Annotated in this window: 32 protein-coding genes; 15 read left to right on the plus strand and 17 right to left on the minus strand. The window is 62.4% G+C overall.

Annotated elements, in window-relative coordinates:
- Nucleotides 1–124: 124 nt before the first annotated feature.
- From moaB to A2I95_RS12635, 4 genes are read right to left on the minus strand one after another with little or no spacing between them, the layout of a single operon-like run.
- Complete coding sequence (moaB, locus tag A2I95_RS12620) at nucleotides 125–667, minus strand: molybdenum cofactor biosynthesis protein B (protein WP_291730103.1); 543 nt, start codon at nucleotides 665–667, stop codon at nucleotides 125–127.
- Between the two features lies 1 nt (nucleotide 668).
- Entirely contained in the window at nucleotides 669–1,289 is a 621-nt protein-coding gene (locus A2I95_RS12625; protein WP_291730104.1) for a LysE family translocator, read from the minus strand.
- Complete coding sequence (locus A2I95_RS12630; protein ID WP_291730105.1) at nucleotides 1,286–1,885, minus strand: metallophosphoesterase family protein; 600 nt, start codon at nucleotides 1,883–1,885, stop codon at nucleotides 1,286–1,288. The genes A2I95_RS12625 and A2I95_RS12630 overlap by 4 nt, the downstream gene beginning before the upstream one ends.
- 15 nt (nucleotides 1,886–1,900) lie before the next feature.
- A complete protein-coding gene (locus A2I95_RS12635; RefSeq protein WP_291730106.1) occupies nucleotides 1,901–2,665 on the minus strand; it encodes a uracil-DNA glycosylase in 765 nt (254 codons plus the stop codon).
- Nucleotides 2,666–2,872: 207 nt separating this feature from the next.
- Here A2I95_RS12635 and A2I95_RS12640 point away from each other — a divergent pair, with 207 nt between their 5' ends.
- From A2I95_RS12640 to A2I95_RS12665, 6 genes are read left to right on the plus strand one after another with little or no spacing between them, the layout of a single operon-like run.
- On the plus strand, nucleotides 2,873–3,823 hold the full coding sequence (locus tag A2I95_RS12640; protein WP_039131434.1) for an aspartate carbamoyltransferase catalytic subunit: 951 nt from the start codon (nucleotides 2,873–2,875) through the stop codon (nucleotides 3,821–3,823).
- 4 nt (nucleotides 3,824–3,827) lie between these two features.
- Nucleotides 3,828–4,361 carry a hypothetical protein gene (locus tag A2I95_RS12645; RefSeq protein ID WP_291730107.1) on the plus strand — a complete coding sequence of 178 codons (534 nt, stop codon included), beginning with the start codon at nucleotides 3,828–3,830 and terminating at the stop codon, nucleotides 4,359–4,361.
- Nucleotides 4,361–4,744, plus strand: a complete 384-nt coding sequence (locus A2I95_RS12650) for a hypothetical protein (protein WP_291730108.1) — start codon at nucleotides 4,361–4,363, stop codon at nucleotides 4,742–4,744. Before A2I95_RS12645 ends, A2I95_RS12650 begins: the two co-directional genes overlap by 1 nt.
- Complete coding sequence (gene pyrC, locus A2I95_RS12655; RefSeq protein ID WP_291730109.1) at nucleotides 4,741–6,051, plus strand: dihydroorotase; 1,311 nt, start codon at nucleotides 4,741–4,743, stop codon at nucleotides 6,049–6,051. The genes A2I95_RS12650 and pyrC overlap by 4 nt, the downstream gene beginning before the upstream one ends.
- A complete protein-coding gene (gene plsY / locus A2I95_RS12660; protein WP_291730110.1) occupies nucleotides 6,051–6,656 on the plus strand; it encodes a glycerol-3-phosphate 1-O-acyltransferase PlsY in 606 nt (201 codons plus the stop codon). The genes pyrC and plsY overlap by 1 nt, the downstream gene beginning before the upstream one ends.
- On the plus strand, nucleotides 6,653–6,925 hold the full coding sequence (locus tag A2I95_RS12665; protein ID WP_291730113.1) for a hypothetical protein: 273 nt from the start codon (nucleotides 6,653–6,655) through the stop codon (nucleotides 6,923–6,925). The genes plsY and A2I95_RS12665 overlap by 4 nt, the downstream gene beginning before the upstream one ends.
- Here the strand turns inward: A2I95_RS12665 and A2I95_RS12670 are convergent.
- Entirely contained in the window at nucleotides 6,915–7,265 is a 351-nt protein-coding gene (locus A2I95_RS12670; RefSeq protein ID WP_291730114.1) for a hypothetical protein, read from the minus strand. The two genes, A2I95_RS12665 and A2I95_RS12670, sit on opposite strands and share 11 nt — an antisense overlap.
- 240 nt (nucleotides 7,266–7,505) lie before the next feature.
- Between A2I95_RS12670 and A2I95_RS12675 the strand changes: the two genes are divergently transcribed.
- From A2I95_RS12675 to A2I95_RS12695, 5 genes are all read left to right on the plus strand, one after another.
- Nucleotides 7,506–7,982: a YHS domain-containing (seleno)protein gene (locus A2I95_RS12675; protein ID WP_291730115.1), complete on the plus strand. Its 477-nt coding sequence runs from the start codon at nucleotides 7,506–7,508 to the stop codon at nucleotides 7,980–7,982.
- Between the two features lie 124 nt (nucleotides 7,983–8,106).
- Nucleotides 8,107–8,643: a MarR family transcriptional regulator gene (locus A2I95_RS12680; protein WP_291730116.1), complete on the plus strand. Its 537-nt coding sequence runs from the start codon at nucleotides 8,107–8,109 to the stop codon at nucleotides 8,641–8,643.
- A gap of 71 nt (nucleotides 8,644–8,714) precedes the next feature.
- On the plus strand, nucleotides 8,715–9,134 hold the full coding sequence (locus tag A2I95_RS12685; RefSeq protein WP_291730117.1) for a hypothetical protein: 420 nt from the start codon (nucleotides 8,715–8,717) through the stop codon (nucleotides 9,132–9,134).
- Between the two features lie 18 nt (nucleotides 9,135–9,152).
- Nucleotides 9,153–9,545, plus strand: coding sequence for a hypothetical protein (locus A2I95_RS12690; RefSeq protein WP_291730118.1), 393 nt, complete (start codon nucleotides 9,153–9,155; stop codon nucleotides 9,543–9,545).
- Nucleotides 9,546–9,577: 32 nt separating this feature from the next.
- Nucleotides 9,578–10,399 carry a fatty acid desaturase gene (locus A2I95_RS12695; protein ID WP_291730120.1) on the plus strand — a complete coding sequence of 274 codons (822 nt, stop codon included), beginning with the start codon at nucleotides 9,578–9,580 and terminating at the stop codon, nucleotides 10,397–10,399.
- On the opposite strand, the gene A2I95_RS12700 is transcribed toward A2I95_RS12695, so the two are convergent.
- The 3 genes from A2I95_RS12700 to A2I95_RS12710 all read right to left on the minus strand — a co-directional run bounded on the left by A2I95_RS12700 (nucleotide 10,396) and on the right by A2I95_RS12710 (nucleotide 13,171).
- Nucleotides 10,396–11,106: a GGDEF domain-containing protein gene (locus A2I95_RS12700; RefSeq protein WP_291730121.1), complete on the minus strand. Its 711-nt coding sequence runs from the start codon at nucleotides 11,104–11,106 to the stop codon at nucleotides 10,396–10,398. The two genes, A2I95_RS12695 and A2I95_RS12700, sit on opposite strands and share 4 nt — an antisense overlap.
- Before the next feature lie 101 nt (nucleotides 11,107–11,207).
- Nucleotides 11,208–12,578: a glutamate--cysteine ligase gene (locus tag A2I95_RS12705; protein WP_291730122.1), complete on the minus strand. Its 1,371-nt coding sequence runs from the start codon at nucleotides 12,576–12,578 to the stop codon at nucleotides 11,208–11,210.
- A 65-nt stretch (nucleotides 12,579–12,643) separates the two neighbouring features.
- Nucleotides 12,644–13,171: a hypothetical protein gene (locus tag A2I95_RS12710; protein WP_291730123.1), complete on the minus strand. Its 528-nt coding sequence runs from the start codon at nucleotides 13,169–13,171 to the stop codon at nucleotides 12,644–12,646.
- Nucleotides 13,172–13,193: 22 nt separating this feature from the next.
- Between A2I95_RS12710 and A2I95_RS12715 the strand changes: the two genes are divergently transcribed.
- Entirely contained in the window at nucleotides 13,194–13,526 is a 333-nt protein-coding gene (locus A2I95_RS12715) for a hypothetical protein (RefSeq protein ID WP_291730124.1), read from the plus strand.
- Nucleotides 13,527–13,813: 287 nt separating this feature from the next.
- On the opposite strand, the gene A2I95_RS12720 is transcribed toward A2I95_RS12715, so the two are convergent.
- Entirely contained in the window at nucleotides 13,814–14,539 is a 726-nt protein-coding gene (locus A2I95_RS12720) for a 16S rRNA (uracil(1498)-N(3))-methyltransferase (RefSeq protein ID WP_291730125.1), read from the minus strand.
- Nucleotides 14,540–14,551: 12 nt separating this feature from the next.
- Between A2I95_RS12720 and ubiA the strand changes: the two genes are divergently transcribed.
- The 3 genes from ubiA to A2I95_RS12735 are packed head-to-tail and all read left to right on the plus strand — an operon-like array spanning nucleotide 14,552 to nucleotide 17,778.
- Complete coding sequence (gene ubiA, locus A2I95_RS12725; protein ID WP_291730126.1) at nucleotides 14,552–15,514, plus strand: 4-hydroxybenzoate octaprenyltransferase; 963 nt, start codon at nucleotides 14,552–14,554, stop codon at nucleotides 15,512–15,514.
- 60 nt (nucleotides 15,515–15,574) lie between these two features.
- Nucleotides 15,575–17,464 carry an OmpA family protein gene (locus A2I95_RS12730; protein ID WP_291730127.1) on the plus strand — a complete coding sequence of 630 codons (1,890 nt, stop codon included), beginning with the start codon at nucleotides 15,575–15,577 and terminating at the stop codon, nucleotides 17,462–17,464.
- Entirely contained in the window at nucleotides 17,464–17,778 is a 315-nt protein-coding gene (locus A2I95_RS12735) for a hypothetical protein (protein ID WP_291730128.1), read from the plus strand. Before A2I95_RS12730 ends, A2I95_RS12735 begins: the two co-directional genes overlap by 1 nt.
- 305 nt (nucleotides 17,779–18,083) lie before the next feature.
- Here A2I95_RS12735 and A2I95_RS12740 read toward each other — a convergent pair whose 3' ends face one another.
- The 8 genes from A2I95_RS12740 to A2I95_RS12775 all read right to left on the minus strand — a co-directional run bounded on the left by A2I95_RS12740 (nucleotide 18,084) and on the right by A2I95_RS12775 (nucleotide 25,200).
- Nucleotides 18,084–18,530: a molybdenum cofactor biosynthesis protein MoaE gene (locus A2I95_RS12740; RefSeq protein ID WP_291730129.1), complete on the minus strand. Its 447-nt coding sequence runs from the start codon at nucleotides 18,528–18,530 to the stop codon at nucleotides 18,084–18,086.
- Nucleotides 18,531–18,534: 4 nt separating this feature from the next.
- The gene (gene moaD, locus A2I95_RS12745) at nucleotides 18,535–18,780 is read right to left on the minus strand and encodes a molybdopterin converting factor subunit 1 (protein WP_291730131.1); all 246 of its coding nucleotides are present in this window, start codon (nucleotides 18,778–18,780) and stop codon (nucleotides 18,535–18,537) included.
- Nucleotides 18,780–19,451 (minus strand): CDP-diacylglycerol--glycerol-3-phosphate 3-phosphatidyltransferase, encoded by a 672-nt coding sequence (pgsA, locus tag A2I95_RS12750; RefSeq protein ID WP_027256485.1) that lies wholly within the window; start codon nucleotides 19,449–19,451, stop codon nucleotides 18,780–18,782. Before pgsA ends, moaD begins: the two co-directional genes overlap by 1 nt.
- Nucleotides 19,452–19,580: 129 nt before the next feature.
- Nucleotides 19,581–20,192 (minus strand): DUF922 domain-containing protein, encoded by a 612-nt coding sequence (locus A2I95_RS12755; protein WP_291730133.1) that lies wholly within the window; start codon nucleotides 20,190–20,192, stop codon nucleotides 19,581–19,583.
- Nucleotides 20,193–20,263: 71 nt separating this feature from the next.
- A complete protein-coding gene (gene uvrC / locus A2I95_RS12760; RefSeq protein WP_291730134.1) occupies nucleotides 20,264–22,153 on the minus strand; it encodes an excinuclease ABC subunit UvrC in 1,890 nt (629 codons plus the stop codon).
- A 311-nt stretch (nucleotides 22,154–22,464) separates the two neighbouring features.
- Nucleotides 22,465–23,241: an SDR family oxidoreductase gene (locus tag A2I95_RS12765; protein WP_291730135.1), complete on the minus strand. Its 777-nt coding sequence runs from the start codon at nucleotides 23,239–23,241 to the stop codon at nucleotides 22,465–22,467.
- A gap of 33 nt (nucleotides 23,242–23,274) precedes the next feature.
- Nucleotides 23,275–24,231, minus strand: a complete 957-nt coding sequence (locus A2I95_RS12770; RefSeq protein ID WP_291730136.1) for a calcium/sodium antiporter — start codon at nucleotides 24,229–24,231, stop codon at nucleotides 23,275–23,277.
- Nucleotides 24,232–24,402: 171 nt separating this feature from the next.
- Entirely contained in the window at nucleotides 24,403–25,200 is a 798-nt protein-coding gene (locus tag A2I95_RS12775; RefSeq protein ID WP_291730137.1) for a S49 family peptidase, read from the minus strand.
- Nucleotides 25,201–25,213: the final 13 nt, after the last annotated feature.

The raw sequence follows: 25,213 nt of genomic DNA on the forward strand, positions 1-25,213 counted from the left end.
CTCCCTTCCGGTGGCGGGCGCTGCCGGGACCGCCCTTGCGGCCGGCCAAGGCGCAAATGCCTTGTGCCCGCTTGGAAATATACGATTTTCCGCACGGGTTTACGAGGTTACACGCCGCGCAGGTTTACTTCCGGCGCAGATGTTCCTCCAATCTGGGCATGATTTCCACGAAATTGCAGGGCCGGTGGCGGTAATCAAGCTGTTTTGACAGGATTTCATCCCAGCCGTCCTTGCAGGCGCCGGGGCTGCCGGGCAGCGCAAACAGATAGGTGCCGCCCGCAACGCCACCGGTGGCGCGCGACTGCACCGCGCTGGTCCCGATCTTCTGCATAGAGACATGGGTGAAGACGGTGCCAAAGGCCTCGATCTCTTTCTCGTAGACATCCCGGTGCGCTTCCACCGTGACATCCCGCCCGGTCAGCCCCGTGCCGCCGGTTGAAATCACCACATCCACCTCCCGGTTGGCGATCCAAGCGCGCAGCTGTGCGGCAATGTCGGCGCGTTCGTCGGGAATGATCTTGCGGTCGGCAAGGGTGTGGCCTGCGTCCCGCAACCGGTCCACCAGCACCTGGCCGGAACGGTCATCCTCCATTTTGCGGCTGTCCGACACCGTCAGCACCGCAATGCGGACCGGGATGAATTCCATGCTTTTGTCAATCCGGGACATTTCACGCCCTCTCCATAATCGCCAGCCGCACGGCCAGCCCTGTGAAAATTCCGGCCGAAACCCGGCCCAGCCAGCGCGCAAACACCGGCGAGCCGGTCAGCCGCTGCCCGGCCTGGCCGGCAAAAACGCCAATCAGCCCGTTGATGAAAAAACCGCCGGCGGCCAGGATCAACCCGAAGACCAGGAACTGCACCAGCACCGGGCCTGCTTCGGGTCTCACGAATTGCGGCACAAAGGCCAGCACAAACAGGATCACCTTGGGATTGGCCAGATTGACCAGCAGCCCGCTGCGAAAAGCGCCGGCCCCGCGCCGCTTCGGCAGCCCCTCCGACACCGGCCCGCGGCGCAAGGCATCCCAGGCCAGATACAGCAAATAAGCCACACCCGCCCAGCGGATCACATCAAACAGTGCGGGAATTGCGGAGACCACCGCCCCCAGCCCCAGCCCGGCCAGGGACACATGCACCATGCTGCCCGCAGAAATCCCGGCACTCGCCGCCACTGCCGCTCTGCGCCCCGAGCGCAACCCCTGGCCAAGACAGAACATCATGTCCGCACCCGGAGTCAGGTTCAGCGCCAGCGCTGCCGGGATAAAAGCGAGCAACGTTACCGCATCGATCATGACTTCACCTCAAACCAGCTCACCGAAGGACCCAGGTTGGCCGCCTGCGTCCTGCCTATGCTGCCGCGAAAGCCCCAGCAATCATGCACATGGCCGCAGAGCAGCAGTTGCGGCTGGATTCGCTCCGCTGCTGCCCTGACCGCCGTGGAACCGACGGACAGCCCGCCCGAAGTTACATCCCCCAATCCTTTGGGCGGTGAATGGGAGATCAGAATATCCGCGTGATCACAGGCAGCCAGCATCGCTGCCGCCTGAACTTCGCTTAGGTCGCAAGACCAACTGCCAAAAGGTGTTTGCGGCACGCCATAGCCCAGGCCGAACAGACGCAGGCCCTCAAAATCAATACCCTCTCCATGCAGCACTGTTGTGCCGGGAAACCCCGCAGCACGCAACTCACCAGCGCTTTCACCATTGCCGGGCACTGCCACCATCGGCGCCTTCAACCCAGCCAGCATCGCCACGGCCCGGTCCAGTCCCTGGCGCATGTTGCAAAAATCACCTGCGCCAATAACCAGATCAGCACCTGCGCTGGCAGCCACGATTTCCACCGCGTGGCGGCTTGAAAGATGCAGATCAGAAAACCCGAGAATCTTCACGTGTCTCCTCCTCCGTCAGGACAGGGCGCCCAGCCGTGCCTTCAGCTCCAGAAGATCACTCCAGGCCTGCCGCTTCTGCTGCGGCTGGCGCAGCAGATAGGCGGGGTGGAACATCGGCATCACCGGTTTGCCCCAGGCCTGATCCCATTGCCCGCGCAGCCGGGTAATGCCGCGTTTGCCCAGCACTGCCAGGCAGCTGATATTACCCATCAAGACCAGAACATCCGGCTCTGCCAGCGCCACATGCCGCTCCAGAAACGGGGCCAGCATGGCGATCTCTGCTGGCAGCGGATCGCGGTTCTGCGGCGGCCGCCAGGGCAGCACGTTGGTGATATAGACGCTCTCGGCACGTGAGAGGTCAATCGCCTCCAGCATCTTGTCCAAAAGCTGCCCGGCGCGGCCCACAAAAGGTTTGCCCTGCAGATCCTCATCGCGGCCCGGCGCCTCGCCGATGATCATCACCCGCGCGCCGGCCCGCCCGTCCGAGAACACAAGATTGCGCGCCCCGCGCTTCAGGTCGCAATGACTGAACCCTGCCAAGGCATCACGCAACGCAGGCAGAGACACGGCCCCTTTGGCAGCCTTCCTGGCCGCATCAACAGGATCCGCTTCCCTAGGTTTGGGCGGCGGCGCGGGGGCCGCGCCCGGTTTCGGCTTGGGCGCCGCCTGCTCCAGCGCATAGCGGTCAACGGGTGCGTCGCACAGCGCCTCGGTTGCGCCAAGCTCCGCCTGCCACTCCAACAGCGCCCGGGCGCTCCAGTAATCCAATGCCGATTCCATGCGCTCAAGCTACTCCGCCCGCAGCCCAAGCGGAACACCTCTCCGCGGCCATCTTGCAAATTCAAGTATTTCATCTTTTTAAATATACTCCGGGGAGCGCGAGGGGCCGGCCCCTCGCCTGCACAGCCTGCACAAACCGCCGCACCGCCTTGCCGCACGCCCGCCCCCCGCCTATAAGAACCCGCAAATCAAGCGGAGCTGCCTCATATGTCCTTCGAACACCGCCACCTGCTTGGCATCGAACCGCTGAAACCGCATGAGATCACCGCGATCCTCGATCTGGCGGACGACTATGTGGCGCTGAACCGCCGCCCGGAGAAGCATTCCGACGTGCTGGCGGGGCTCACCCAGATCAACATGTTCTTCGAGAATTCCACCCGTACCCAAGCGAGTTTCGAGCTGGCAGGCAAGCGCCTTGGCGCCGATGTTATGAACATGGCGATGCAGGCTTCCTCGATCAAAAAGGGCGAAACCCTGATCGATACCGCAATGACGCTGAACGCGATGCATCCGGACCTTCTGGTGGTGCGCCATCCGCACTCCGGCGCAGTGGATCTCTTGGCGCAAAAGGTGAACTGCGCAGTGCTGAATGCCGGCGACGGCAAGCACGAGCATCCAACCCAGGCGCTCCTGGATGCACTGACCATCCGCCGTTCTAAGGGCAGGCTGCATCGCCTCAACATTGCCATCTGCGGCGACATCGCTCATTCCCGCGTCGCCCGCTCGAACCTGATCCTCTTGGGCAAGATGGAGAACCGCATCCGCCTCATTGGCCCGCCGACGCTGGTGCCCGGCCAGTTCGCTGAATTCGGCGCCGAGATCTATGACGACATGCGCGAGGGACTGAAGGACGTGGACGTGGTGATGATGCTGCGCCTCCAGAAAGAACGCATGGACGGCGGCTTCATCCCGTCGGAGCGCGAATACTACCACCGTTACGGGCTCGACGCCGACAAACTGGCGCAGGCCAAACCCGACGCCATCGTCATGCATCCCGGCCCGATGAACCGCGGTGTTGAGATCGACGGCACCCTCGCAGACGACATCAACCGCTCGGTCATTCAGGAGCAGGTGGAGATGGGTGTCGCGGTGCGGATGGCGGCGATGGACCTTCTGGCCCGCAACCTGCGCGCCGAACGCCAGGCGAAAGCGGGCTGAAGAGGTGGAGGGCGTGATCCATATCCCCGCCGGCGAGCGCGGCGTGATCCGGCTGTTTGCACTCGCCATGCCGCCTGAGCAGGCGGCATTCCTGAAGGAACCCGGCGCGCTGGCGCAGGTGCTGGGGATCAAGGTGCTGGACATGGATCAGGTCGAGATCTTCCCGGTCACCGACCTGGAGGATGTCGGCCTGACCGGTTACCTGACCGAAGGCTGCGGTGTGCCGCGGGCGCAGGTCGAGGAAGACCGCGAGATGCTGCAGGCGCTGGAAGGCCATGTGCTGCTGATCCGCTCCCGCGCTTTTGCCGGTGCCGAAACCCGGCTGACCCCGGCAGAGCAGATCACCCTGATGGGCACATACGGCGAACGGCAGACCGATTGGAATGCTCCGCCCGCGACCGCCGAAAGCGCCAAGCCCCATTCCGCCCCGAAACTCTCCCCGCGGCAAGCCCGCACAAAGGCCCGCCGTATTGGCGCAGCCCTGTTTGCCGTGGTGATGCTGCTGGCCGCACTGCTGGTCTGGGTATTGGCGGGTTGATGGCAGAGACCATTTTCACCCCTAACCGCAGCGCCTATATCCGCGCGCACGCCTGGATGGCAGCGATTGGCATGGGCGGCGCGATGGCGGTTTTGTGGTTTCTGGACAGCCCCCACATCTGGACCGGCGCGGTGGGCGGGCTGGCCGCCATTGCCCTGCGCGGCTGGTATATGGCGAGCGAAGAACTGGCGGTGGTCTGGACCTTGACCGGAGACAGCCTCTCCGGCCCCGCAGGGCGCAGCCTTCCTCTGCCACAGATCAAAGCCGTCAAAATCATGGGCAGTTATGTGCAAGTGATCACTGAAACCGGCGACAAGCATCTGATCAAATACCAGGCCGACCCGGCCGCGACCCTCAACGCAATTGAAAGAGCCAAGGCATGAGCACCCTCTTCACCAACGCCCGCCTGATCGACCCGGAGGCAGGCACCGATGCACCTGGCGCGGTTCTGGTGCAGAACGGGCGCATCGCGGCGATTGAAACGAACGCCGCCGATCCCGCCCGATTGCTGCGTGCGCATAAGATCGAACGGGAAGACGTGACTGAGGTGGACTGCGGCGGGAAATGCCTGGCGCCGGGGATAGTTGATATCGGCGTTAAGGTCTGCGAACCCGGCGAACGGCACAAGGAAAGCTATAAGTCGGCGGGTTTGGCAGCGGCAGCGGGCGGTGTCACCACCATTGTCACCCGCCCTGACACAACACCTGCCATCGACAGCCCGGAAACGCTGGAATTCGTAACCCGCCGCGCTCAGGCGGACGCCCCGGTGAACGTGCTGCCAATGGCGGCGCTGACCAAAGGGCGCGACGGGCGCGAGATGACGGAGATCGGCTTCCTGATGGATGCCGGTGCCGTCGCGTTCTCCGACTGCGACCATGTGGCCGCCAATACCAAGGTTTTTCAGCGCGCCCTGACCTACGCCCGCTCCTGCGGCGCCTTGGTCATTGCCCATCCCCAGGAACCGGTGCTGAGCGCCGGAGCGGCTGCAACTTCGGGAAAATTCGCCGCCCTCTACGGGCTGCCGGCCGTGTCCCCGATGGCGGAGCGGATGGGGCTGGACCGCGATATTGCGCTGCTGGAGATGACCGGCGCCAGATATCATGCCGACCAGATCACCACAGCGCGCGCGCTGCCCGCGCTGGAGCGCGCAAAGACCAATGGGCTGGACATCACCGCGGGCACCTCGATCCACCACCTGACCCTGAACGAGCTGGACGTGGCGGGCTACCGCAGCTTTTTCAAGGTGAAGCCGCCGTTGCGCTCCGAAGACGACCGGCTGGCCGTTGTGGAGGCGGTACGGACCGGGCTGATCGACATCATCTCCTCGATGCACACACCGCAGGACGAGGAAAGCAAGCGGCTGCCGTTTGAAGAAGCTGCAGCCGGTGCCGTGGCGCTGGAGACCCTGCTGCCCGCGGCGCTGCGGCTGTATCATGCCGAACTGTTGGACCTGCCAACCCTGTTCCGCGCCATGTCGCTGAACCCGGCCAAACGGCTGGGACTGGAGAGCGGCCGCCTGGCCGAGGGCGCCCCGGCGGATCTGGTTTTGTTCGACCCGGATGTGCCCTTTGTGCTCGACCGGTTCAAGCTTCGCTCGAAATCGCAGAACACACCTTTTGACACCCAGCGGATGCAGGGCCGGGTTGAGGCGACATATGTGGCGGGCGAACCCGTCTACCGGAGGGGCTGATGCCTGAATTGGAAAGTTCTGCCACCGTTCTTATCCTCTGGGCGGTGATTGGCTACGGCCTGGGATCGGTGCCCTTTGGCATGGTTGTCACCAGGATATTCGGGTTGGGCAACCTGCGCGAAATCGGCTCCGGCAATATCGGCACCACCAACGTCCTGCGCACCGGAAGCAAAGCCGCCGCGGCACTGACGTTGATCCTGGATGGCGGCAAGGGCGCGGCGGCGGTGCTGCTGGCCCGGTCCCTGGCTGGCGAGGACGCGGCGCAGGCAGCAGGGCTGATGGCCTTCCTCGGCCATTGTTTCCCGGTCTGGCTGGGGTTCAAGGGCGGCAAAGGTGTTGCCACCTTCCTGGGCCTGATGCTGGCATTGGCCTGGCCGGTGGGCATTGCCTGCTGCCTGACGTGGCTGGCGGCAGCGGCGCTCAGCCGGATTTCCTCGATGGGCGCGCTGGTCTCGGCAGCCTCAGGTTCTGTTTGGGCATTGGTGCTGGGCTATCAGCCGGTGGCGGTGCTGGCGGTCCTGCTGGCGACGGTGGTCTTCATCCGCCATTCAGCCAATATCGCACGCTTGCGCGCAGGCACGGAACCGCGGATCGGCCAGAAGTGAACCGCGGCAGGCTGGATGTGTTTCTGGCCGCTTTTGATGCGCTGCCTTTGGGCGCCTTTAACGGTACTGCAGCCGGGCGGCGCTACTCAGTTATCCGCCAGGATCTGGCCTGCGGCAAGGCGCAAAAACTGGAAGCCTGGGAACGCGGCGGCGGGGACTACATCAGCCTCAACCTGTACCGGCTGGCATCCGGAGTCTTGCTGAAACCCTGCGAAATGCCCGAGGAAAAAGTGATCCGCTTTGTGCTGTCTCTTCAGCTCATGGAATGAGCCGTTCCAGCGCGCGGCCATTGCCCCAGGTGCCGTGCAGCTCACCACTGGGCATCCGCACATAGACCACCGGGTGCGTCTGGCCCCAGTTCACCCAGATCACATCGCCATTGCGCGAGCCGCTGCCGGAATAGGACTGGCCGGCAATCCGCCACTGCATCTCTACGATCCCGCCGCTGTCCTGGATTTCGACGGTGCCGGTATAACTGCTGCCGTCGGGATTACGCCCTTCCGCGCGGTAAACACCGCTGACGTTTTGCGCACTGGCGGGCGTTGCCAAAAGGGCCAAAGCCGTCAGCCCGCTGAGAACCGCGCGGCGGCTGGGTAATGCTGATGTCATCCTCATCTCCATTTTGCCTGCGCTCACCCTGCGCGCCTCAGACGGTGCTGTCACCTGTTCTGCGCATGAATGCACAGGCAACCGACACCTCATGCACATTCAAATTGAGTTGTTTTGAACGTGATCGCCCGGCCCTCCACATCGGTGCCGTGACCCGCAGCATACCGCGGCACACATGGTGAAACGCCGGCCGCGCAAACATTTGGAAACGCAGCAGCCGGGATTTGAAAGGACGGGACCATGAACAAAGTAAAAGCACTGATCAGCGGTGTGGCTCTGTCGGTTGCAATGGCAACCTCGGCACTGGCGGCGGGCGTTGAGATCAACGCATCCTCCACCGGCCTGGCAATGCAGGGCTATGACCCGGTCGCATATTTCACGGACGGTGCCCCCAGCAAGGGCAGCTACAAAATCACTTCCATTTACAATGACGCAACTTACCGCTTTGCCTCGGAAGAGCACAAAACGGCCTTTGAAAAGAATCCCGAAGCCTACCTGCCGGCCTATGGCGGCTACTGCGCCTTTGGTACCGCAATGGGCTTCAAATTCGACGGTGACCCGAACCACTGGAAGATCGTCGACAACACTTTGTACCTGAACCTGTCGCAAGACATCCAGGAACGCTGGGAAGGCGACATCCCTGGCTTTGTGCAGAACGCAAACGCCAACTGGACTGATATCGCCGAAAAGGACCCGGCGGAACTGCAGGCGCAATAAGCGCTTAGACCACCACTCACATGCGAACAGCCGGCGGCGGGGGAACCTGCCGCCGGTTTTCTTTGGCTTGACTCGACTCGGTTTTTTCAATTTTCTGTCATTACAGAAATTTCAGGATTACATGATGAAACTGACCCCCGCCATGCAGAACTTTATCCTCCACTGGGGCGAGATGGGTTCCCGCTGGGGGGTGAACCGGTCTGTGGCGCAGATCCATGCCCTGCTGCATATCGCAACGGACCCGATGACCGCGGATGAGATTTGCGAGGTGCTGGGGCTGGCGCGCTCGAACGTGTCCAACGGGTTGAAGGAGCTGCAGGCGCAGGGGCTGGTCAAGGTCAGCCGCCAGCTGGGTGACCGGCGCGATCATTTCACCTCGATCCGGGACATGTTCGACCTCGTCGATGCGGTGATCGCGGCACGGCGCGAGCGCGAGTTTGCCCCGACCCTGCGCGCCCTGGATGAGGTTATGCAGGAGGCCGAGAGCGACAGCACCCCCAAGGCGGTCAAGGACCGGATGGGCGAGACCCTGCGGGTGATGCGGATGTTTGACGATTGGTACGCCGATTTCTCCCGCCTGCCCCGATCGGTGCATCTGGCAGTGCTGAAGCTGGGCGCCAAGGTGGCGCGGTTCCTGCCTGGAGTGAAGAAACAGGAATAAATGCGGGCACGAAGCCGCCAGGACGTAAAAAATTTTATGAGAGAATTTCCCTTATGTCAGAAATAACTGCAATGAAAGGAAGCATTTTCCACCCGAACGTCAGCCCAGGCCGCCACTTGGTGGACCCAGTTGCTTTCACCCTTGCTATGGTTGGGGCGCCTTTACTGACAGGCCTGCTCGGAGCACCGCTCCTGATCCCGCCCCTTGCAGCGCTGTTTGGCGGTCCGATTTATCTGCTGATCGGCGTTCCGGTCATGCTGGCCCACGTGCGGCGGCACCGCCCAACACCAGGAAAATGGGCCCTGTTGGCCCTAAAAACACAACTGCTGATCTTCACGCCGATCTTCCTTTTGGAGTTAGCGACCGAAGGAAACTTCGACGGCACCAGCCTTTTTCTGGTTGCCGGAAGTCTGTTTGCCCCGGTTTGGGGCGCTGTGAGCGGCATGCTTTATGACCGCCTCGAACGCGACTTCTACAAACAGGTCATTTAATCCGGAAAGGACAATACGATGCTGATCGAAATCGGAATTTACCTGGGCCTTGGCGTGCTGATGCTTGCGGCGATGGCGCTCATGATCTTGCGGATCGGGACCCTGCTGGGGGACTGCCCGCGGTCCGGACGCGCGGCCAAGGCGAGAGCGGTCACCATTGCCACCGGCTATGCCATGGTCGGTCTTGGCGGCGTCATCCTGATCGGTGCTGCACTTCCGCTGCTGGAAATGGATTTCCTGGGTCTGCTGCCTGCGCTTGGCCTGGCCGCGGTCTGTCTTGGCCTTGGCTTCTCCCATGCCGTTGCCACCCTGCGGACAGTGGTTCGTGACGCATTGCTGGCAGACCGGCCCGGACGGAAAGCCCAAACCATCGCGCCCGAACCGGAAACTGCGGCTGAACTGCCTGCCTGATCCCTTGATCCCAGATCTGAAAGGATACCGCCATGTGCCCGCCTGTTTCCCGCGAACCGGCCCCGCGCAATGTTATCTGGCAGGATCTGCTGCCGGTCACCCGCCGTCAGCGCTGGGGGGAGCTGACCCTGCCCCTGCCCTGGCTAGGGCTGTCCTGGGTGCTCTATGCCTCTGCTTTTTGGCCATTGGGTGCCGGGGCCAGTTTCATGTTCTTCCTCTGCGCGCTGCGGCTGAACCATGAGGCGATCCACGGCAATCTGGGCCTGCCGCGCCGATGCGACATTGCAGTGCTGCACAGCCTCAGCGCGCTGATGTGCGGCTGCAACTGCTCGGTCGCCTGGAGCCATATGCAGCATCACCGCCACGCGATGGGCCCCGGCGATATCGAGGGGCACTGCGGGCATATGAGCGCGGGCCAGGTGCTGCGCTACGGGCCGCGCTTTCCGTTTGATCTGATCAACGCCTGCTGGGCGCAGGGCGGCGCCAAATGGCGGCGGCGGACACTGCGGGACGGGATCTGCGTTGCGATGCTGGCCGGGCTGATCCTGTGGAGCGGCCAGCAGTTTCTGCTGCTGCATCTGGCCGCAATGGGCGCGGCCCAATGCATGACCGCATTTTTTGCGGTGTGGATCACCCATCAAGGCACCGGAAACTCGGGCCTGGCGGCGCGCAGCCAGCGCGGCGGGCTGGCCAAGGCCGCCTATCTGATGCTGTTCCACCGGGAACACCACCTGTATCCGCAAGTGCCCGTCAGCCGCCTGCCGGAACTGGCCGCACGGCTGGACACCCAAGTGCCCGGTTACGCCGCCAGCCGCGTGGCCGTCGTGCCCTGGCTGGACCCTACGGGCCGTTAGATCCCGCCCATTGACTTTACCTGGTTGCGGCCGCTGTTCTTGGCTGCGTAAAGCGCTTCATCCGCCTCGCGCAGCACTGCTTCAACCGTCCGGCTGCCGTCCTGATAGCCGATCCCGATCGAAATCGAACACAGCAGGCTCTCCGTGCCGACGGGCAGGGCTTTCTCTCCGACAACCAGACGGATCTCTTCGGCTTTTTGCATTGCGGCCTTCAGAGACACATCCGGCAAGCATGCGACGAACTCCTCGCCGCCAAAGCGCGCAGCGATACCACCGGGCTGGACGCCCGTCTTCAAAACACCCGCCACAAACCGGATAACCTCGTCGCCGGCCTGATGCCCATGCGTGTCATTGATCAGTTTGAACCGGTCGATGTCCGCCAGCAGAAAGCTGCCCTGGAAATCACGGCCCAGCCCCGCGATCAGCCGGAAGAAGTGGTCACGGCTGTACAATGACGTCATCTGGTCATGCGCCGCCAGGTTCAGCAGCTTTTCATTCAGCATGTGGATTTCAAGCAGACGGCACGCCGCCCAGTATGACGCAACGGGAGCAATAAGCAGCGGCGCCAGCGTCGACGGCACCAAGGCCGCGCGGCTCAGCCCATCGGGCGCGGTCAAACCGGTTACGACCCAAGACACAGCCAGGGAAACAAAAGTCACGCAGGCAACAAAATACCATTTCTGGCTGTTGGTTGTGATCCCCAGCATGAAGTCCCCGAAACTATCCCCAAGGATCATTCTGGTGCAGTTTGTTGCCTAGAGACAATGTATCGAAAGTATAGGCGGCCCGCCGGGGCCGCCTTTGCGGATCAATAAGCAAACTCGCCATAGATACGGTTGAGGTCGCCCTCCCAGGCACCATTGAAGCGTGCCAGCAATTCGTCCGCCGGTACTTTGCCGCTGTCCAGGCTGTCCTTCAGTGCGTTCAGGAAATGGGTTTCATCCGGCACCAGCCCGCCCGCGCCCGGCTTTTGCCGGGCTTTCAGGCCGCTTTCCGAAATCGCCACCACTTCGCGCGCCAGCTCATGCATGCTGATACCGCCCACTTTTGCTTGCAGTCCCTGTTCCGAGGCCGCAACCCGCAACGCATCACGGGTTTCCGCATCCCAGCCCTTGACCAGGTCCCAGGCAGCGTCCAGCGCCGATTGATCGTAGGTCAGACCGACCCAGAACGCCGGCAGAGCACACAGACGCCGCCACGGGCCGCCATCGGCGCCGCGCATTTCGATGAATTTCTTCACCCGGGCCTCGGGGAAAACGGTGGTGAGGTGGTCCGCCCAGTCGCTGAGCGTCGGCGTTTCGCCGGGCAGCGCCGGCAGCTCGCCCTTCAGGAAGTCGCGGAAAGACATGCCCAGCGCATTCACGTATTCGCCGTTGCGGAACACAAAGTACATCGGCACATCAAGCGCATATTGCACCCAGGCCTCGAACCCGAAGCCTTTGTCAAACACAAACGGCAGCATGCCGGTGCGGTCGGCGTCCAGATCGCGCCAGACGCGGGCACGCCAGGACTTGTGGCCGTTGGGCTTGCCGTCCAGGAACGGTGAATTGGCAAACAGCGCGGTTGCCACCGGCTGCAGCGCAAGTGCGACACGCATCTTCTGCACCATGTCAGCCTCGGATTCAAAATCGAGGTTCACCTGCACGGTGCAGGTGCGGCGCATCATGGTGGTGCCCATGGTGCCGACCTTTTGCATATAGCCGTCCATCAGCTTGTAACGGCCCTTGGGCATCAGCGGCATGTCTTCATGGCGCCACACAGGGGCGGCACCCAGGCCGATGAAGCCGACGCCGATCTTGTCGGCGATGTCCTTCACGTCGCGCAGGTGGGCGTTCACCTCGTCGCAGGTCTCGTGGATGGTTTCCAAGGGCGCGCCGGAAAGCTCCAGCTGGCCGCCCGGCTCGAGCGAGATATTGGCGCCGTCCTTGGTCAACCCGATGAGGTTATCGCCTTCGGTCAAAGGCGCCCAGCCGTGGCCGTCGCGCAGGCCGGTCAGCACCGCAAGGATCGAGCGTTCGCCCTCATAAGGCAGCGGCTTCAGCGTATCTTTGCAGAAGCCGAACTTCTCATGCTCGGTGCCGATGCGCCAGTCTTCCTTGGGTTTGCAGCCGTCGGCAAGATATTCTGCAAGCTGTTCGTGACGTTCGATCGGTCCGCCGCCGGACTGGGGAATGGACATGCCTGGCACTCCGTCCTGTTAGGTCTGTCATGAAGGGTCAGTCGTGGGCGGAATCACCGCCGGTGTCAATGCAGGCGCTGATGTTCCGGCCGGCTGGAAGAGCGTTCCCATATCACGACCTGGTGAGGGCCGCGGCGACGCAATTCCGTCAGCATCCGCTCGGTTTTAAGGCCCGGCAGCGCGGCGAAGACGTCGAACAGCGCCTCGTATCCTTCGGCATTCACCGGGATTGCCAGCGGCGGCTGGCCGGGCTGCTCCAGCAGCCAATGCGGCGGTTTGGAGGATTGATCCAGCGCCAGCCGTTCCAGTTCGGACGCGGCCACCGCGCCGCCGGTGAGCGGCCCGAAATAGGCGATCTGCCCTTCGTCCACCTGCACCACGCCAGGACCGCCCGGACCGCGGCGGAACCGCATCCGCTGGGCACCGATAACAGCCGTCACCAGACCGGTGGCCACAAAGGCCCAGCCGGTGATAGCGGTGAAACCAGCTTCGGAGAATGCCCATTTCAACCCCAGCAGAAACATCAATGCCGCGGCAAGGACTTCACGCCATTGCCAGATCGTGGCCCGGGCTTCGGGGCGGATGAAACTCATGTGTTTCGCCTCATAAATACGTTTGGCAAGCGAACTGGCCCGCCGTGCACCTCTTACTTGTGGCGCCGAAGCGGCGGATGCAATGGCCGGCAGGCTGATTGCCGCCTTCGCATTCGTACTGCTGCATCAACTTAGGAAGTTTCCCGCGTTTCATTTCGATAGTTCGGGCGAGTTCGCCCCGCTCGCAACTGGTCAAACCAATTCCTCGCGGGCGGTATGCATGCGCCAAATTTTGGAATTTCCGGTTCAAGACCAGTCCACTTTCAAGCACAATTTCATCGCGATCATCGACAATATGCTTGAAAGTCACCACTCGCTTGTCGAGAAAGTATCCCCCTGTGCCGTACGCGGTTAGCTCAGGGAAAAACTCCAACGCTGTGAAATATGGAGGGCGGCTAACGGCAGAGTATAGATGCGGTGTGCCTTTTTGCATTGCGCTGTAAATGAAATATTCGCCATCTGGCGATAACGCACAATCAAATCCTTACACTCTCGTCTTCACCCACTGCCCAGGCACAATCTTGTGGCCATTTGCATCCCAGGAAACCAACCGGTGCAGGCTGCCGCTTGCCCGGTAAAGGATTACGGCTGAAAAGTTCTCTGCGGCAAAAAACAGATGCAATTCGCGGCGCGGTTTGCCCATCACCAATCCCCCAGCACCTGCTGCCACAGCGTCATCGCCGCCACTGCCGCCGTGTCCGCCCGCAGGATGCGGGGCCCAAGGCTGACGACATGAGACTGCGGGTGATTGTGCAGGCGCTTGCGCTCGGCATCCGAGAATCCGCCCTCGGGGCCGATCAGGATGGCCCAGGGCGCGCCTTTCTGCGTCTCCGCTGCCAGTTGAAGCGCATTGCCGACCTCAGCCTCGTCGCAGAACATCAGCTGCCGCTCTTGCGGCCATTGGTCCAAGAGGCGCGAGAGTTTCTGAAGATCCGCCACTTCAGGCACATAGGTGCCGCCGCATTGCTCCGCTGCCTCAACCGCATGGGCCTGCAACCGGTCCTGGCGGATGCGCTCGGAATTGGTGAAGTCGGTCTGCACCGGCAGGATACGGGCGGCGCCCATCTCGGCGGCCTTCTCAACAATGAAATCGGTGCGCGCCTTCTTGATCGGCGCAAACATCAGCCACAGGTCCGGCGGCATTTGCAGAGGTTTGGTCTGCTCTTGGCACAGCAGCATGCCACCGCGTTTGCCGGCCTCGGCAACCTCAGCCAGCCACTCGCCATCCAGACCGTTGAACAGCGCCACATGGGCGCCAACAGACAGCCGCATCACCCCGAACAGGTAATGCGCCTGATCACGATCCAAGGGAACCGATTGCCCTGCCCCCAAAGGGTGCTCTACATACAGTCTGATTTTTGCACTCATGGGGTCCTACATATGCAAGGCCAGAAGCCAGCGCCAGAGGGTCAGGTCGCGGATGCGGTCCGGGGAAACTGGGTCGACACATATGCGCCGGAGTGGACGCGGCCATATTTGCGGCTGTCCCGTGCCGACCGTCCGATCGGCACCTGGCTGCTGCTGATCCCCTGCTGGTGGGGGCTGGCGCTGGCAATCCTGTCGGATCAGGGCCCGCGCTGGCAGGACCTGTGGATCGCTGCGGGATGTGCCGGCGGCGCCTGGCTGATGCGCGGCGCGGGCTGCACCTGGAATGACATCACCGACCGCAACTTTGACGGCCAGGTAGAGCGCACCCGCTCGCGCCCGATCCCATCGGGGCAGGTCACCGTCAAGCGCGCGCTGGCCTGGATGGGGCTGCAATGCTTGGCAGGCCTTGCGATCCTTTTGACATTTAACCAGGCGGCTGTTGCCATGGGTATCCTGTCGCTCTTGCCGGTTGCGGTCTATCCCTTTGCCAAGCGGTTCACCTGGTGGCCGCAAGTGTTCCTGGGGCTCGCCTTCAACTGGGGCGCCATGCTGGCTTGGGTGGCGCATACCGGTTCTCTCGGCTGGCCGCCGGTTCTGCTATATCTGGCAGGCATCGCCTGGACGCTGTTTTATGACACAATCTATGCCCATCAGGACACTGAGGACGATGCGCTGATCGGGGTGAAATCCACAGCCCGGCTGTTCGGCACGCAAACGCCTATGTGGCTGCGCCGCTTCATCGTGGCCTTTGTCAGCCTGATGGCGCTGGCGGTGATCCTGGCGGTGCAGGACAGCGCCTCGGTGCTGGCCTTGGTGCTGGCGCTGGCCGCGCCTTGGGCGATGGGCTGGCACCTGACCTGGCAGCTGCGCGCCTTTGACGCGGAAAACGCGCCAAGGCTCTTGCAGTTGTTCCGTCTCAACCGCGATACCGGCCTGATTCCGCTGATCTTCTTTGTGCTGGCCATGTTCGCATGATTGAACCGGCGCCGCTGCCGCGGTAAGAGCCTGTAACGCAAACTGGGAATGTTCTGCCATATGCGCCTGTCTAAGCTGTTGATCCCGGGTCTGGCCTTTGCCGCTGCTGCCGGGCTGAGCCTTGTTGCCGCCGGATTTGCCGTCACCGCTGTAGAACGGAGCACGGAAACGGCTGTGCGCCGGGCGCTGGATGACGGCGGTTACACCTGGGCTGAGGTGACTGCCGACGGTCTGCAGGTGCTGCTGGAAGGCACCGCTCCGGATGAGGCAACGCGGTTCTCGGTCAAATCACTGGTCGGCACGGTTGTCGATGCGGCGCGGATCCTCGACGGCATCGAGGTGCCGCCCGCCGATGGCCTGGCACCGCCGCGGTTCTCTGCCGAAATTCTGCGCAATGACAGCGGCATCTCGATTATCGGGCTGATCCCCGCAGGCTCCGGCCGCACTGCGCTGGTCAAGGAGCTTGAGACGCTGGCAGGCCCTGAGAACGTGGCCGATCTGCTGGAAACAGCGAAGTACACGATCCCTGACGGCTGGCAGGAGTCTATGCTGTTTGCGGTGGAAGCCCTGAAGCTGCTGCCGCGCGCCAAAATCTCGGTGGCGGCCGGGGACGTCTCAGTCACCGCCATTTCCGACAGCGTAGACGCCAAGGCGCAGCTGGAGGAACAGCTTGGCCGCACCGCACCGCCGGGCATGCGGCTGGCGCTCGATATCGCGGCGCCGCGCCCGGTGATTACCCCCTTCACCCTGCGTTTCCTGCTGGGTCCGGACGGCGCAGAATTCGATGCCTGCTCCGCCGAAAGCCAGGAAAGCCGCAACCGCATTCTGGCCGCTGCCCGCAAGGCCGGGCTGCAGGATGAGGCGGATTGCGTGATTGGCATGGGTGTGCCCTCCCCCAACTGGGCCCGCGCAGCGGAACTGAGCATTGCAGGCCTGGCCGAACTTGGCGGCGGAGCAGTGACCATTGCCAATGCGGATATCACCCTGGTCGCCGCAGAAGGCACCGAAAGCGCGTTGTTCGACCATGTGGCCGGCGAGCTGGAAAACGCCCTGCCCCGGGTCTTTGCGCTGCACGCGGTCCTGCCTGTGCCGGAAACCCGGGACGCCGGCGGCATCCCTGAATTCACTGCGACCCTCAGCCCTGAAGGCCAGGTGCAACTGCGCGGGCGCCTCACCGATGCCGCGCAGCGCACGGTGGCCGACAGTTATGCCAAGGCGCGGTTCGGGTCGGACAACGTGCACACAGCAGCCCGTGTTGTCGCCGACCTGCCTGACGATTGGCCGGTGCGGGTGCTGGCCGCACTGGAAGCGCTTTCTTATCTGCAACGCGGCGCGGTCACTGTAACGCCTGGCAATCTGGAACTGCGCGGTATGAGCTACCGCAAGGACGCCCCGGCTGAGATTGCCCGGTTCCTGTCGGCCAAACTGGGCGAGGCCGACACCTACGGCCTCGACATCACATATGAAAAGCCGCCCGAACCCAAGGATAAACCGCTGCCGCCGGAACTGTGCGAGGCGCAGCTTGCCAGCGCCCAAGGCGAAGCCAAGATAGCCTTTGAACCCGGCTCGGCCACGATAGCGGCACAAAGCACTGGAACCATGGACCGGATCGCCGAAGTGCTGGGGCGCTGCGGCCCGGTGCGGCTGGAAATCCAAGGCCATACCGACAGCCAGGGCCGCGAGGCGATGAACCACAACCTGAGCCAAGCACGGGCCCAGTCGGTGCTGAACGAGCTGCGGGCGCGCCGGGTGGTCACCTCCACTTTTGCCGCCAAGGGCTATGGCGAAAGCGAGCCGATTGCCGACAACGCAACGGAAGACGGCCGCGAATCCAACCGCCGTATTGAATTCAAATTGATCCGCCCTGCGGCCGCAGAAGACGCCGCCGATACGGGCAGCGGCGAAGAGGCCGCCGAAAGCGCAGAAGACGCACAGGAGACCACAGAGTAATGAACAGGACAGAGTTCATCATCACGACCGCGATCATCCTGTTCGCGGCCTTTGCCCTGGGCTGGTTCGCCAATTGGCTGGTGCACCGCTTCACCCGGGTGCGGCAAAGCGATGTGGCCGACCTCGACCGGATGAGCCAGGAGCTGCATGAGGCGGAAGAAACCCGCGATCAGGCGATCACCTATTTGCAGCAGCGCGAGGCAGAGCTGACCAACCAGCTGACCCAGACCGAGGCCGAACTGCGGGCTGCGATGGATGGTTTACGCGAAGCCCGCAGAGAAGCCGAGGAACTGCGCAGTCAGATCCCCCACTGATCGCCGCGAAAGACGGGGCGCTCCCGCGCCTGCAGACCGCGCTGGCTGCGCCAGCACAGCCTGAACAGCCTTGGGCGTGGCGCCGTGCCGGCGCACGGCGGTTGTCTTTATGCTGAGAAGACCTGACTCTAAGTGAAGTAAAGCGCGCCGAATACACGCCGCTTCGCGGGGCCTGCAGCCTCTTTAACCTGCCACCGTTTGCAACCGGGCTGCACCGCGCATCGCGCGGTGCCGGCCCAACAGGCGGAAATCATCTCCCGATGATTGAACACCTGGCGGGAGCCGCCCCCGCCCAGGCTCTCGGATCACCAGCGTTTGAGGGCATCCTCGTCGGCATCTTTGGCCGCCACCCAATCAGAATCGCCGCTGGCCAGGATTTCCTTTTTCCAGAACGGAGCGCGGGACTTCAGATAGTCCATCAGATATTCCGCCGCCTCAAACGCATCCTTGCGGTGGCGGGCGGCGGTTGCAACCATCATGATGCGCTCGCCAGGTTCAAGGCGGCCATGGCGATGGATGATCAGTGCATCCGCCAGCGACCAGCGTTTTATTGCCTCTTCCGCGATGGCGGTCAGCGCCTTTTTGGTCATGCCTGGATAATGTTCGATCTCCATCGCCTTAAGCCCGCCCTGATCGGCATCCCGCACCACGCCGGTAAATGTCACCACGGCGCCGGCGCCCTCGACGCCGGCCGCAAAGGCGTCGCTTTCGGCACCCAGTTCAAACGGGGTATCCTGAACCGAGATCCGCACAGCTTCAGCCCCCCGTCATCGGCGGGAAAAAGGCAACTTCGCGCACCCCTTCCAGCGGTGCATCGAACTCAGACAGCTCCTGGTCCAGCGCCACCCGCAAGGCCGAGAGATCGGCAAAGGCAGCCGCATAGCGGTCTTCGCGTGCGCGCAGCTCCTCAACCAGGTCCGCTACGGTGGCTGCCGAAGTCTCCAACCGCTCGCGCGGCAGGCCGATGCGTTCGCGCACCCAGGCGAAATAGAGAATGTCCATCAATGGGCCTCCTTCAGATGCGGCAGCGCCTTGCGCAGGTAATCAGCGCCAGTCATCAGGGTGAGCGCTGCAGCAATCCACAGGAGCCACAAGCCCAGACGCCCGGTCCAGATCACACCTGCCTCCTTCCAGCGCAGCCCGAACAGATCTTCCATCTCGCCGGCGATGATCTGGGAGTAGATCTGATCATCCATGCCGAACGATGACATCACCAGGTAATGTTCAAATATCCCCTGCGAAAACAGCGTAGCAATTGCGATCATCTGTGCGGTAGTCTTCCACTTGGCCAGCTTGGTCACTTTCAGCGTGCCGGCCGTGTCGCCCAGATATTCGCGCAAGCCCGAGACAAACACCTCGCGGAACAGGATCACCGTGGCGGGCAGCACCAGCCAGGGCGTCCAATGTTCGGCAGCATAGCCCACCAGGATCATCAGCGCGATCACCACCATCGCCTTGTCGGCGATCGGGTCCAGCATCGCGCCCATCTTGGTTTCCTGCTTCCAAGCCCGTGCCAGATAGCCGTCAAACCAGTCGGTCACCGCCGCCGTGACAAACAGCAGCAGGGCAAACCAGTCCGCATAAGGACGGGAAAAATACAGAAACATCACAGCCAAGCCAGGCGCTGCGACGAGCCGCATCAGGGTGAGGATATTCGGCAGGGTCCACTTCATGACGGGCACATTATCCGGCTGTTTCGCAAGAGGAAAGCGGCCTTGATCAAAATTCGGCGATGGGCGGTTCAGGAGAGGGCGCAGCACCCGTCAGCACCTGCCCCCAGACGCACGCGCGCCATGTTCCGCTCATCCTATGGACGTGTCCAGCAATGCGCCCTTGGCTTCGCCGTGATGGGTGGAATGGTCAAACTTCCGGTGCACCTCGTTCAACCGGTCCCGGTCGATAAAGATATGGTTGTTGATCTCCCGCATCAGATCTTCCTTGGCCAGTTTCAGCGCCTCCGCCTCGGTATCTGCCAGCCCGGTTCCCTTCAGCTTATTCAGCTCCTTAGCGATTTTCTCGCATTCTTTCTTGGCCTTATCCACATGCTGCGCCTCATGAACCAGACAGCACGCATAGAACCGGTACCATTCAATCAGCGCCCGCGGCGACAACCCGCTGACGGACCGTTTCGGGCAGCGCACCGTCGGGTGCAGGACCAGCTTCAGCGCCGAGACTTTGGCCTTCACTTCAAACCAGCCGGTTTTCTTTTCGATCTTGGGCTTGCCGTCAGCCGCGTATTTGCCTTTGGCGGTCAGGCATTCCAGCTCGGTGGTGGTCAGAAACGCCACCTTCTTATTGTCGTTTGGATCCTTCGGCCCCTTGCTTTTGATGCTCTTGGCTATGTCAGGCAGGGTTTTGCCGGATACGGAATAGGTGTCGTAAACAACAGATTTCATGGTCAGGGATACAGGCATAATTCCTCCGGGCAGTAAAACGGCTGCTCTGCAGATCTAGCACGAAACCCGCCAGCCCCAAGACGCCGTCCCTACCCCTGCGCGTGGAAGTGGTCGTAGATCCGTTCGGCCAAGGCCTCGGATATCCCATCCACCGCCCTGAGGTCGGCCAGATTGGCACGGCTCACCGCCTTGGCACTGCCAAAATGCGCCAGCAGCGCACGCTTGCGGGAGGCGCCTACCCCCGGCACCTCGTCCAGCGGTGTCGCGCTCATCGCTTTGGCGCGTTTGGCGCGGTGGGTGCCGATTGCGAACCTGTGCGCCTCGTCGCGCATCCGCTGGATAAAATAAAGCACCGGATCGTTGCGCTGCAGGGCAAAGGCCCGTTCGCCGGTGCGGTGGAATTCCTCCTTGCCGTGGTCGCGGTCGACGCCTTTGGCCACCCCCACCATAGGGATGTCCTGCACGCCATGTTCCGCCATGATTTCTGCCACGGCGGAAACCTGCCCCGCACCGCCGTCGATCAGTAGCAGATCCGGCCACAGGCCCTTGTCCCGATCCGGGTCCTCTTTCAACAGGCGCGAAAAACGCCGGTTCAGCACCTCCTTCATCATGCCGAAGTCATCGCCAGGCACCAGATCATCACCCTTGATGTTGAACTTGCGGTAGGCGTTTTTCAGGAACCCTTCCGGCCCCATCACGATCATGCCCCCCACTGCATTGGTGCCCTGGATGTGAGAGTTGTCGTAGACCTCAATCCGCTGCGGTGGGCCTTCAAGGCCAAATGCCTCGGCCAGCCCGCGCAGCAGCTTGGCCTGGGTTGCGCTTTCGGCCATACGGCGGGCCAGGCTTTCGCGGGCGTTGCGCACGGCAAAAGCCACCAGCTCAGTCTTTTCGCCGCGCTGGGGCACCAGCAGTTCGACCTTGCGCTCTGCCTTCTCGCTCAGCGCCGCCTCCATCAGATCGGCGTTTTCAATCGCATCCGACAAGATCAGCTGCCGCGGCGGTTCCTTGTTGCTGTAGAACTGACCCAGGAAGGCCTCCATGACCTCTGCCGGGCTGTTGTCGGCATCCACCCGCGGGTAGAAATCCTGATTGCCCCAGTTCTGATTGGCGCGGATGAAGAAGACCTGCACGCAGGCCTGGCCGCCATCCATATGCAGGCCGATCACATCCGCCTCGGCCACGCCGCGCGGGTTGATGCCCTGGGACGATTGCACCTGTGTCAGCGCCTTGATTCGGTCGCGCAGGGCAGCGGCACGCTCAAACTCCATCGCCTCGGACGCCGCCATCATCTGCTCGGCCAGCTCCTCCTGGATCTTGGTGGACCGGCCCGACAAAAAGCGCTCGGCGTCGCGCACGCTGCCGGCATAATCCTCTTCGCTGATAAGACCGGTACAGGGCGCGGTGCAGCGCTTGATCTGATACTGCAGGCAGGGGCGTGTGCGGGTCTCGAACATCGAATCCGAACAGTTGCGCAGCAGGAATGCCTTCTGTAGTTGGTTCAGCGTCCGGTTTACAGCACCTGCGCTGGCAAAGGGGCCGAAATAGCTGCCCTTCTGCTTTCGCGCACCGCGGTGCTTCTTGATCTGCGGAAAGGCGTGATCCTTAGCGACCAGAATATTCGGGAAGCTTTTATCGTCGCGCAAAAGCACATTGTACTTGGGCTTCAGCTGCTTGATCAGGTTCTGTTCCAGCAGCAGCGCCTCGGTTTCCGTCCGCGTGGTCAGGAACATCATCGAAGCCGTGAGCGCGATCATCCGCTCGATCCGCGGGCTGTTGCCGGGGCGGCTGTAGTTCGACACCCGCGCCTTGAGATTGCGCGCCTTGCCCACATAAAGCACCCGGCTGTCGGCATCCAGCATCCGGTAAACACCGGGCGAAGCATCCAGTGTTTTGAGGTAATCCTGGATCACGGCATAGCCGGTTCTTGGCGTTTCGGCGGGCGAATCCGCGGGAGGGGCAGCGGGCAGGTCAGTCATGCGCCCAGACATATGATTCCCCGCCGCTGGCTGCAATGTTTGCCTGCCCGGATCAAGTGCGGGGAAATCCACCGAAGCTGTGGATAACTACGGAGATATCTTTGGGCTATCCCGCCTTTTTCCTTATTATTTGGTGGTTTTGGATGAATGCTTAAAAATTAGGCGATTTGATAAAGCGTTGTTTTTAGTGATAACTTTTCACCACCCCTGTCAAGGTTTTGAAAACAAAGGCACTTTTGTAACGCTTCCGTGACGGCACCTAAACCAGTGCAAAACTTTTGGGGAAACAGACGTTTTCGCCCCTGTTTGCGTCACTCCACCCCGTCGCTGTCCGGGGTCTGCCAGGCCAGGTGCTGGCCGCCATCGGCGCAGATCATCTGCCCCGTAACCGCCTTGGCCTGCAGCAAATAGGACAGAGCCGCGGTAATGTCTTCGGCATCCGCACCCCGCTGCAGGATGGTAGCTGCGCGCTGGCGGGCAAACTGCTCCTGGCTTTGCCGCGGCCCCTGCAAAGTTGGCCCCGGTCCGATGGCGTTGACCCGGATCTGCGGCGCCAGTGCCTGCGCGGCTGTCTGCGTCAGCGTCCACAGCGCAGACTTCGCCAGCGTGTAGCTCATGAAGTCAGGCGTCAGCTTGCGCACCCGCTGATCGATCATGTTGACCGCCAGTCCCCATGCGCGCGGCTCACCGCCGGCATCCCGCACCAGCGGCACCTGCTGCGCGGCCATTGCCTGCAGCAGCACAAACGGTGCCCGCAGGTTGCTGTCCAGATGCCGGTCCCAGCTGTTTCGCGTGGCGGTGGGCAGCGTGTCATGCTCAAAAACCGAGGCATTGTTGACCAGGCAAGTGACCGGACCGCCCAAGGCCTCAGCCGCGCGGGGCAGCAAGTCCTGCGTCTGTTCTTCGTCCAGAAGATCCGCCTGCAGCACCACCGCAACCCGCCCCAGAGCACGGATCTGCCGCGCTGTATCCGCAGCCTCCCGCGCCGAGGACACAAAATGGACGGCAACGTCGTACCCGCGCGCGGCCAGTTCCAGCGCCATCGCCCGGCCCAAACGCCTGCCCGCTCCAGTCACCAATGCCCGCATCAGTTTCTCCCCGCTGCCACTGCAGAGAAAGAGTTAGAACAGCACGGCCATATACGCCAGATAGAGCGCCGTAAGAATCACGCCCCAGATGCGGGTGATGTCCTGCTTCAAGAAGACAAAAGGGATCAGCAGCAGCGAAGCGCCTAGCATCACCCAAAGATCGAACCGCAGGAATTCCGGGTCCACGCTGATCGGGCCGATAAAGGTGGCGATGCCGATGATGGCCAGCAGATTGAACATGTTGGACCCGATCACATTGCCCAGCGCCACATCGGCCTGCCGGCGCATTGCGGCCATGACAGTGGTCGCCAGTTCCGGCAGCGAGGTGCCAATCGCCACCAGGGTCAGGCCGATCACGGTTTCGCTGATCCCGTAGGTGCGGGCAATGATGCTGGCATTGTCCACCAGCAGATCGGCACCCAGCGGCAGGCCGATCAAACCCAGCAGCAGATAGGTGCAGACGCGCCAATAGGGCATGTCCGGATCGGCTTCCTCGATCTCTTCCAGGTCCGTGTCTGCTACGCAATTGTTGCCATTGCGCCGGTGATTGCGCACTTCGCGAAACGCCACACCCAGCACCACGGTCAACGCAGCCAGCAGGATCAGGCCGGACCAGACGGTGAAGGTGCCGCAAAAGGCAAGACCGATGAACAGGACCGAGGCGGTCAGCATGAAGACATAGTTTTTTCGGGTGTTGCATTCGCTGGTGTGCAAGGCCCGCATCAGCGCGGGAATACCCAGCACCAGCAGTATGTTGGCAGTGTTGGACCCGACCACATTGCCCATCGCGATTCCATCGGCGCCCTCATGCACCGCATTGATGGCAATCAGCAATTCCGGCGCCGAGGTGCCAAAGGCCACGATCGTCAGGCTGACAATCAGCGCAGGCACCCCTAGCCGCAGGCTGAGGTTCACCGCCCCGCGCACCAGCGCGTCGCCTGCCAGCAGCAGGATCACCAGGCCCAGAGCCGAATAAAGCCATGGCATCATTTGCCACGATCTCCTTTTTTGCAGGCACAGGGGCCTTTGCCGATCCGGAAGCGGCCGCAGGAGGGGCAACGCCTGGAATTGATCTGTTTCTGACCTGGGAAGCGCAGCTTGCCGAACATGGCAAGCACCGCCATCACCACCAGAAAAAGTGCGACAACTTTGAACAGCACGTCAGAGGCCGAAACGCGCGTATTCCGCCCGCTCCTCGATCCCGGCCAGCGCATCCTGCGCGGCCTGCATGCCAATGCGGCTGAGCAGCGGTTTCCTAAGCCCGTAGCGGCGGAAGCGGACCTTCTCGCCGAAACGCTCCTGCATCTTGGGTTTCAGGTGGCCGATGCCGTCAATCAATCCCAGCTCCAGTGCTCTGCGGGCCAGCCAGATCTCGCCGGTGAACAGGTTTTCCTCACTGTGCAGCTTGGAGCCGCGGCGGTCTGTGACATGGTCGATGAAATTGGCGTGGATGTCGTTCAGGATCACCTTCAGGCGCTGCACATCCTCGGGATCTTCCGGGCGGAAGGGATCCAGCATGGATTTGCTCTCGCCGGCGGTATAGACACGGCGCTCCACGCCTTGGCGGGCCAGCAGCACATGGGCGCCAAAGCCGGCGGAGATCACCCCGACCGAGCCCAGCACCGAGCTGGCATCTGCCCAGATCTCATCTGCTGAGGCCGCCAGCCAGTAGCCGCCTGACGCCGCAACGTCCTCGACAAAGGCGTAGACCGGAATGTTCAGCTCTTCTGCTAGGCGGCGAATGCGGGCACCGATCAGAGAGCTTTGCACCGGCGAGCCGCCAGGCGAATTGATTTCCAGCGCCACTGCAGCAGGTTTGCCTTTGCGGAAGGCGCGCTCCAGCACCGGCGCCAGGGCGCTGTCGCTCAGGGAGCCGCGGCCCGGCATGCCGATGGCCCCATTGAGGCGCACCACTGCAACCAGCGGCTGTCTTTTCAGGAAAGGCAGGCGAAATCTCATGGCGCCGATGTAG

The sequence above is a fragment of the Leisingera sp. F5 genome, from assembly GCF_001593695.1.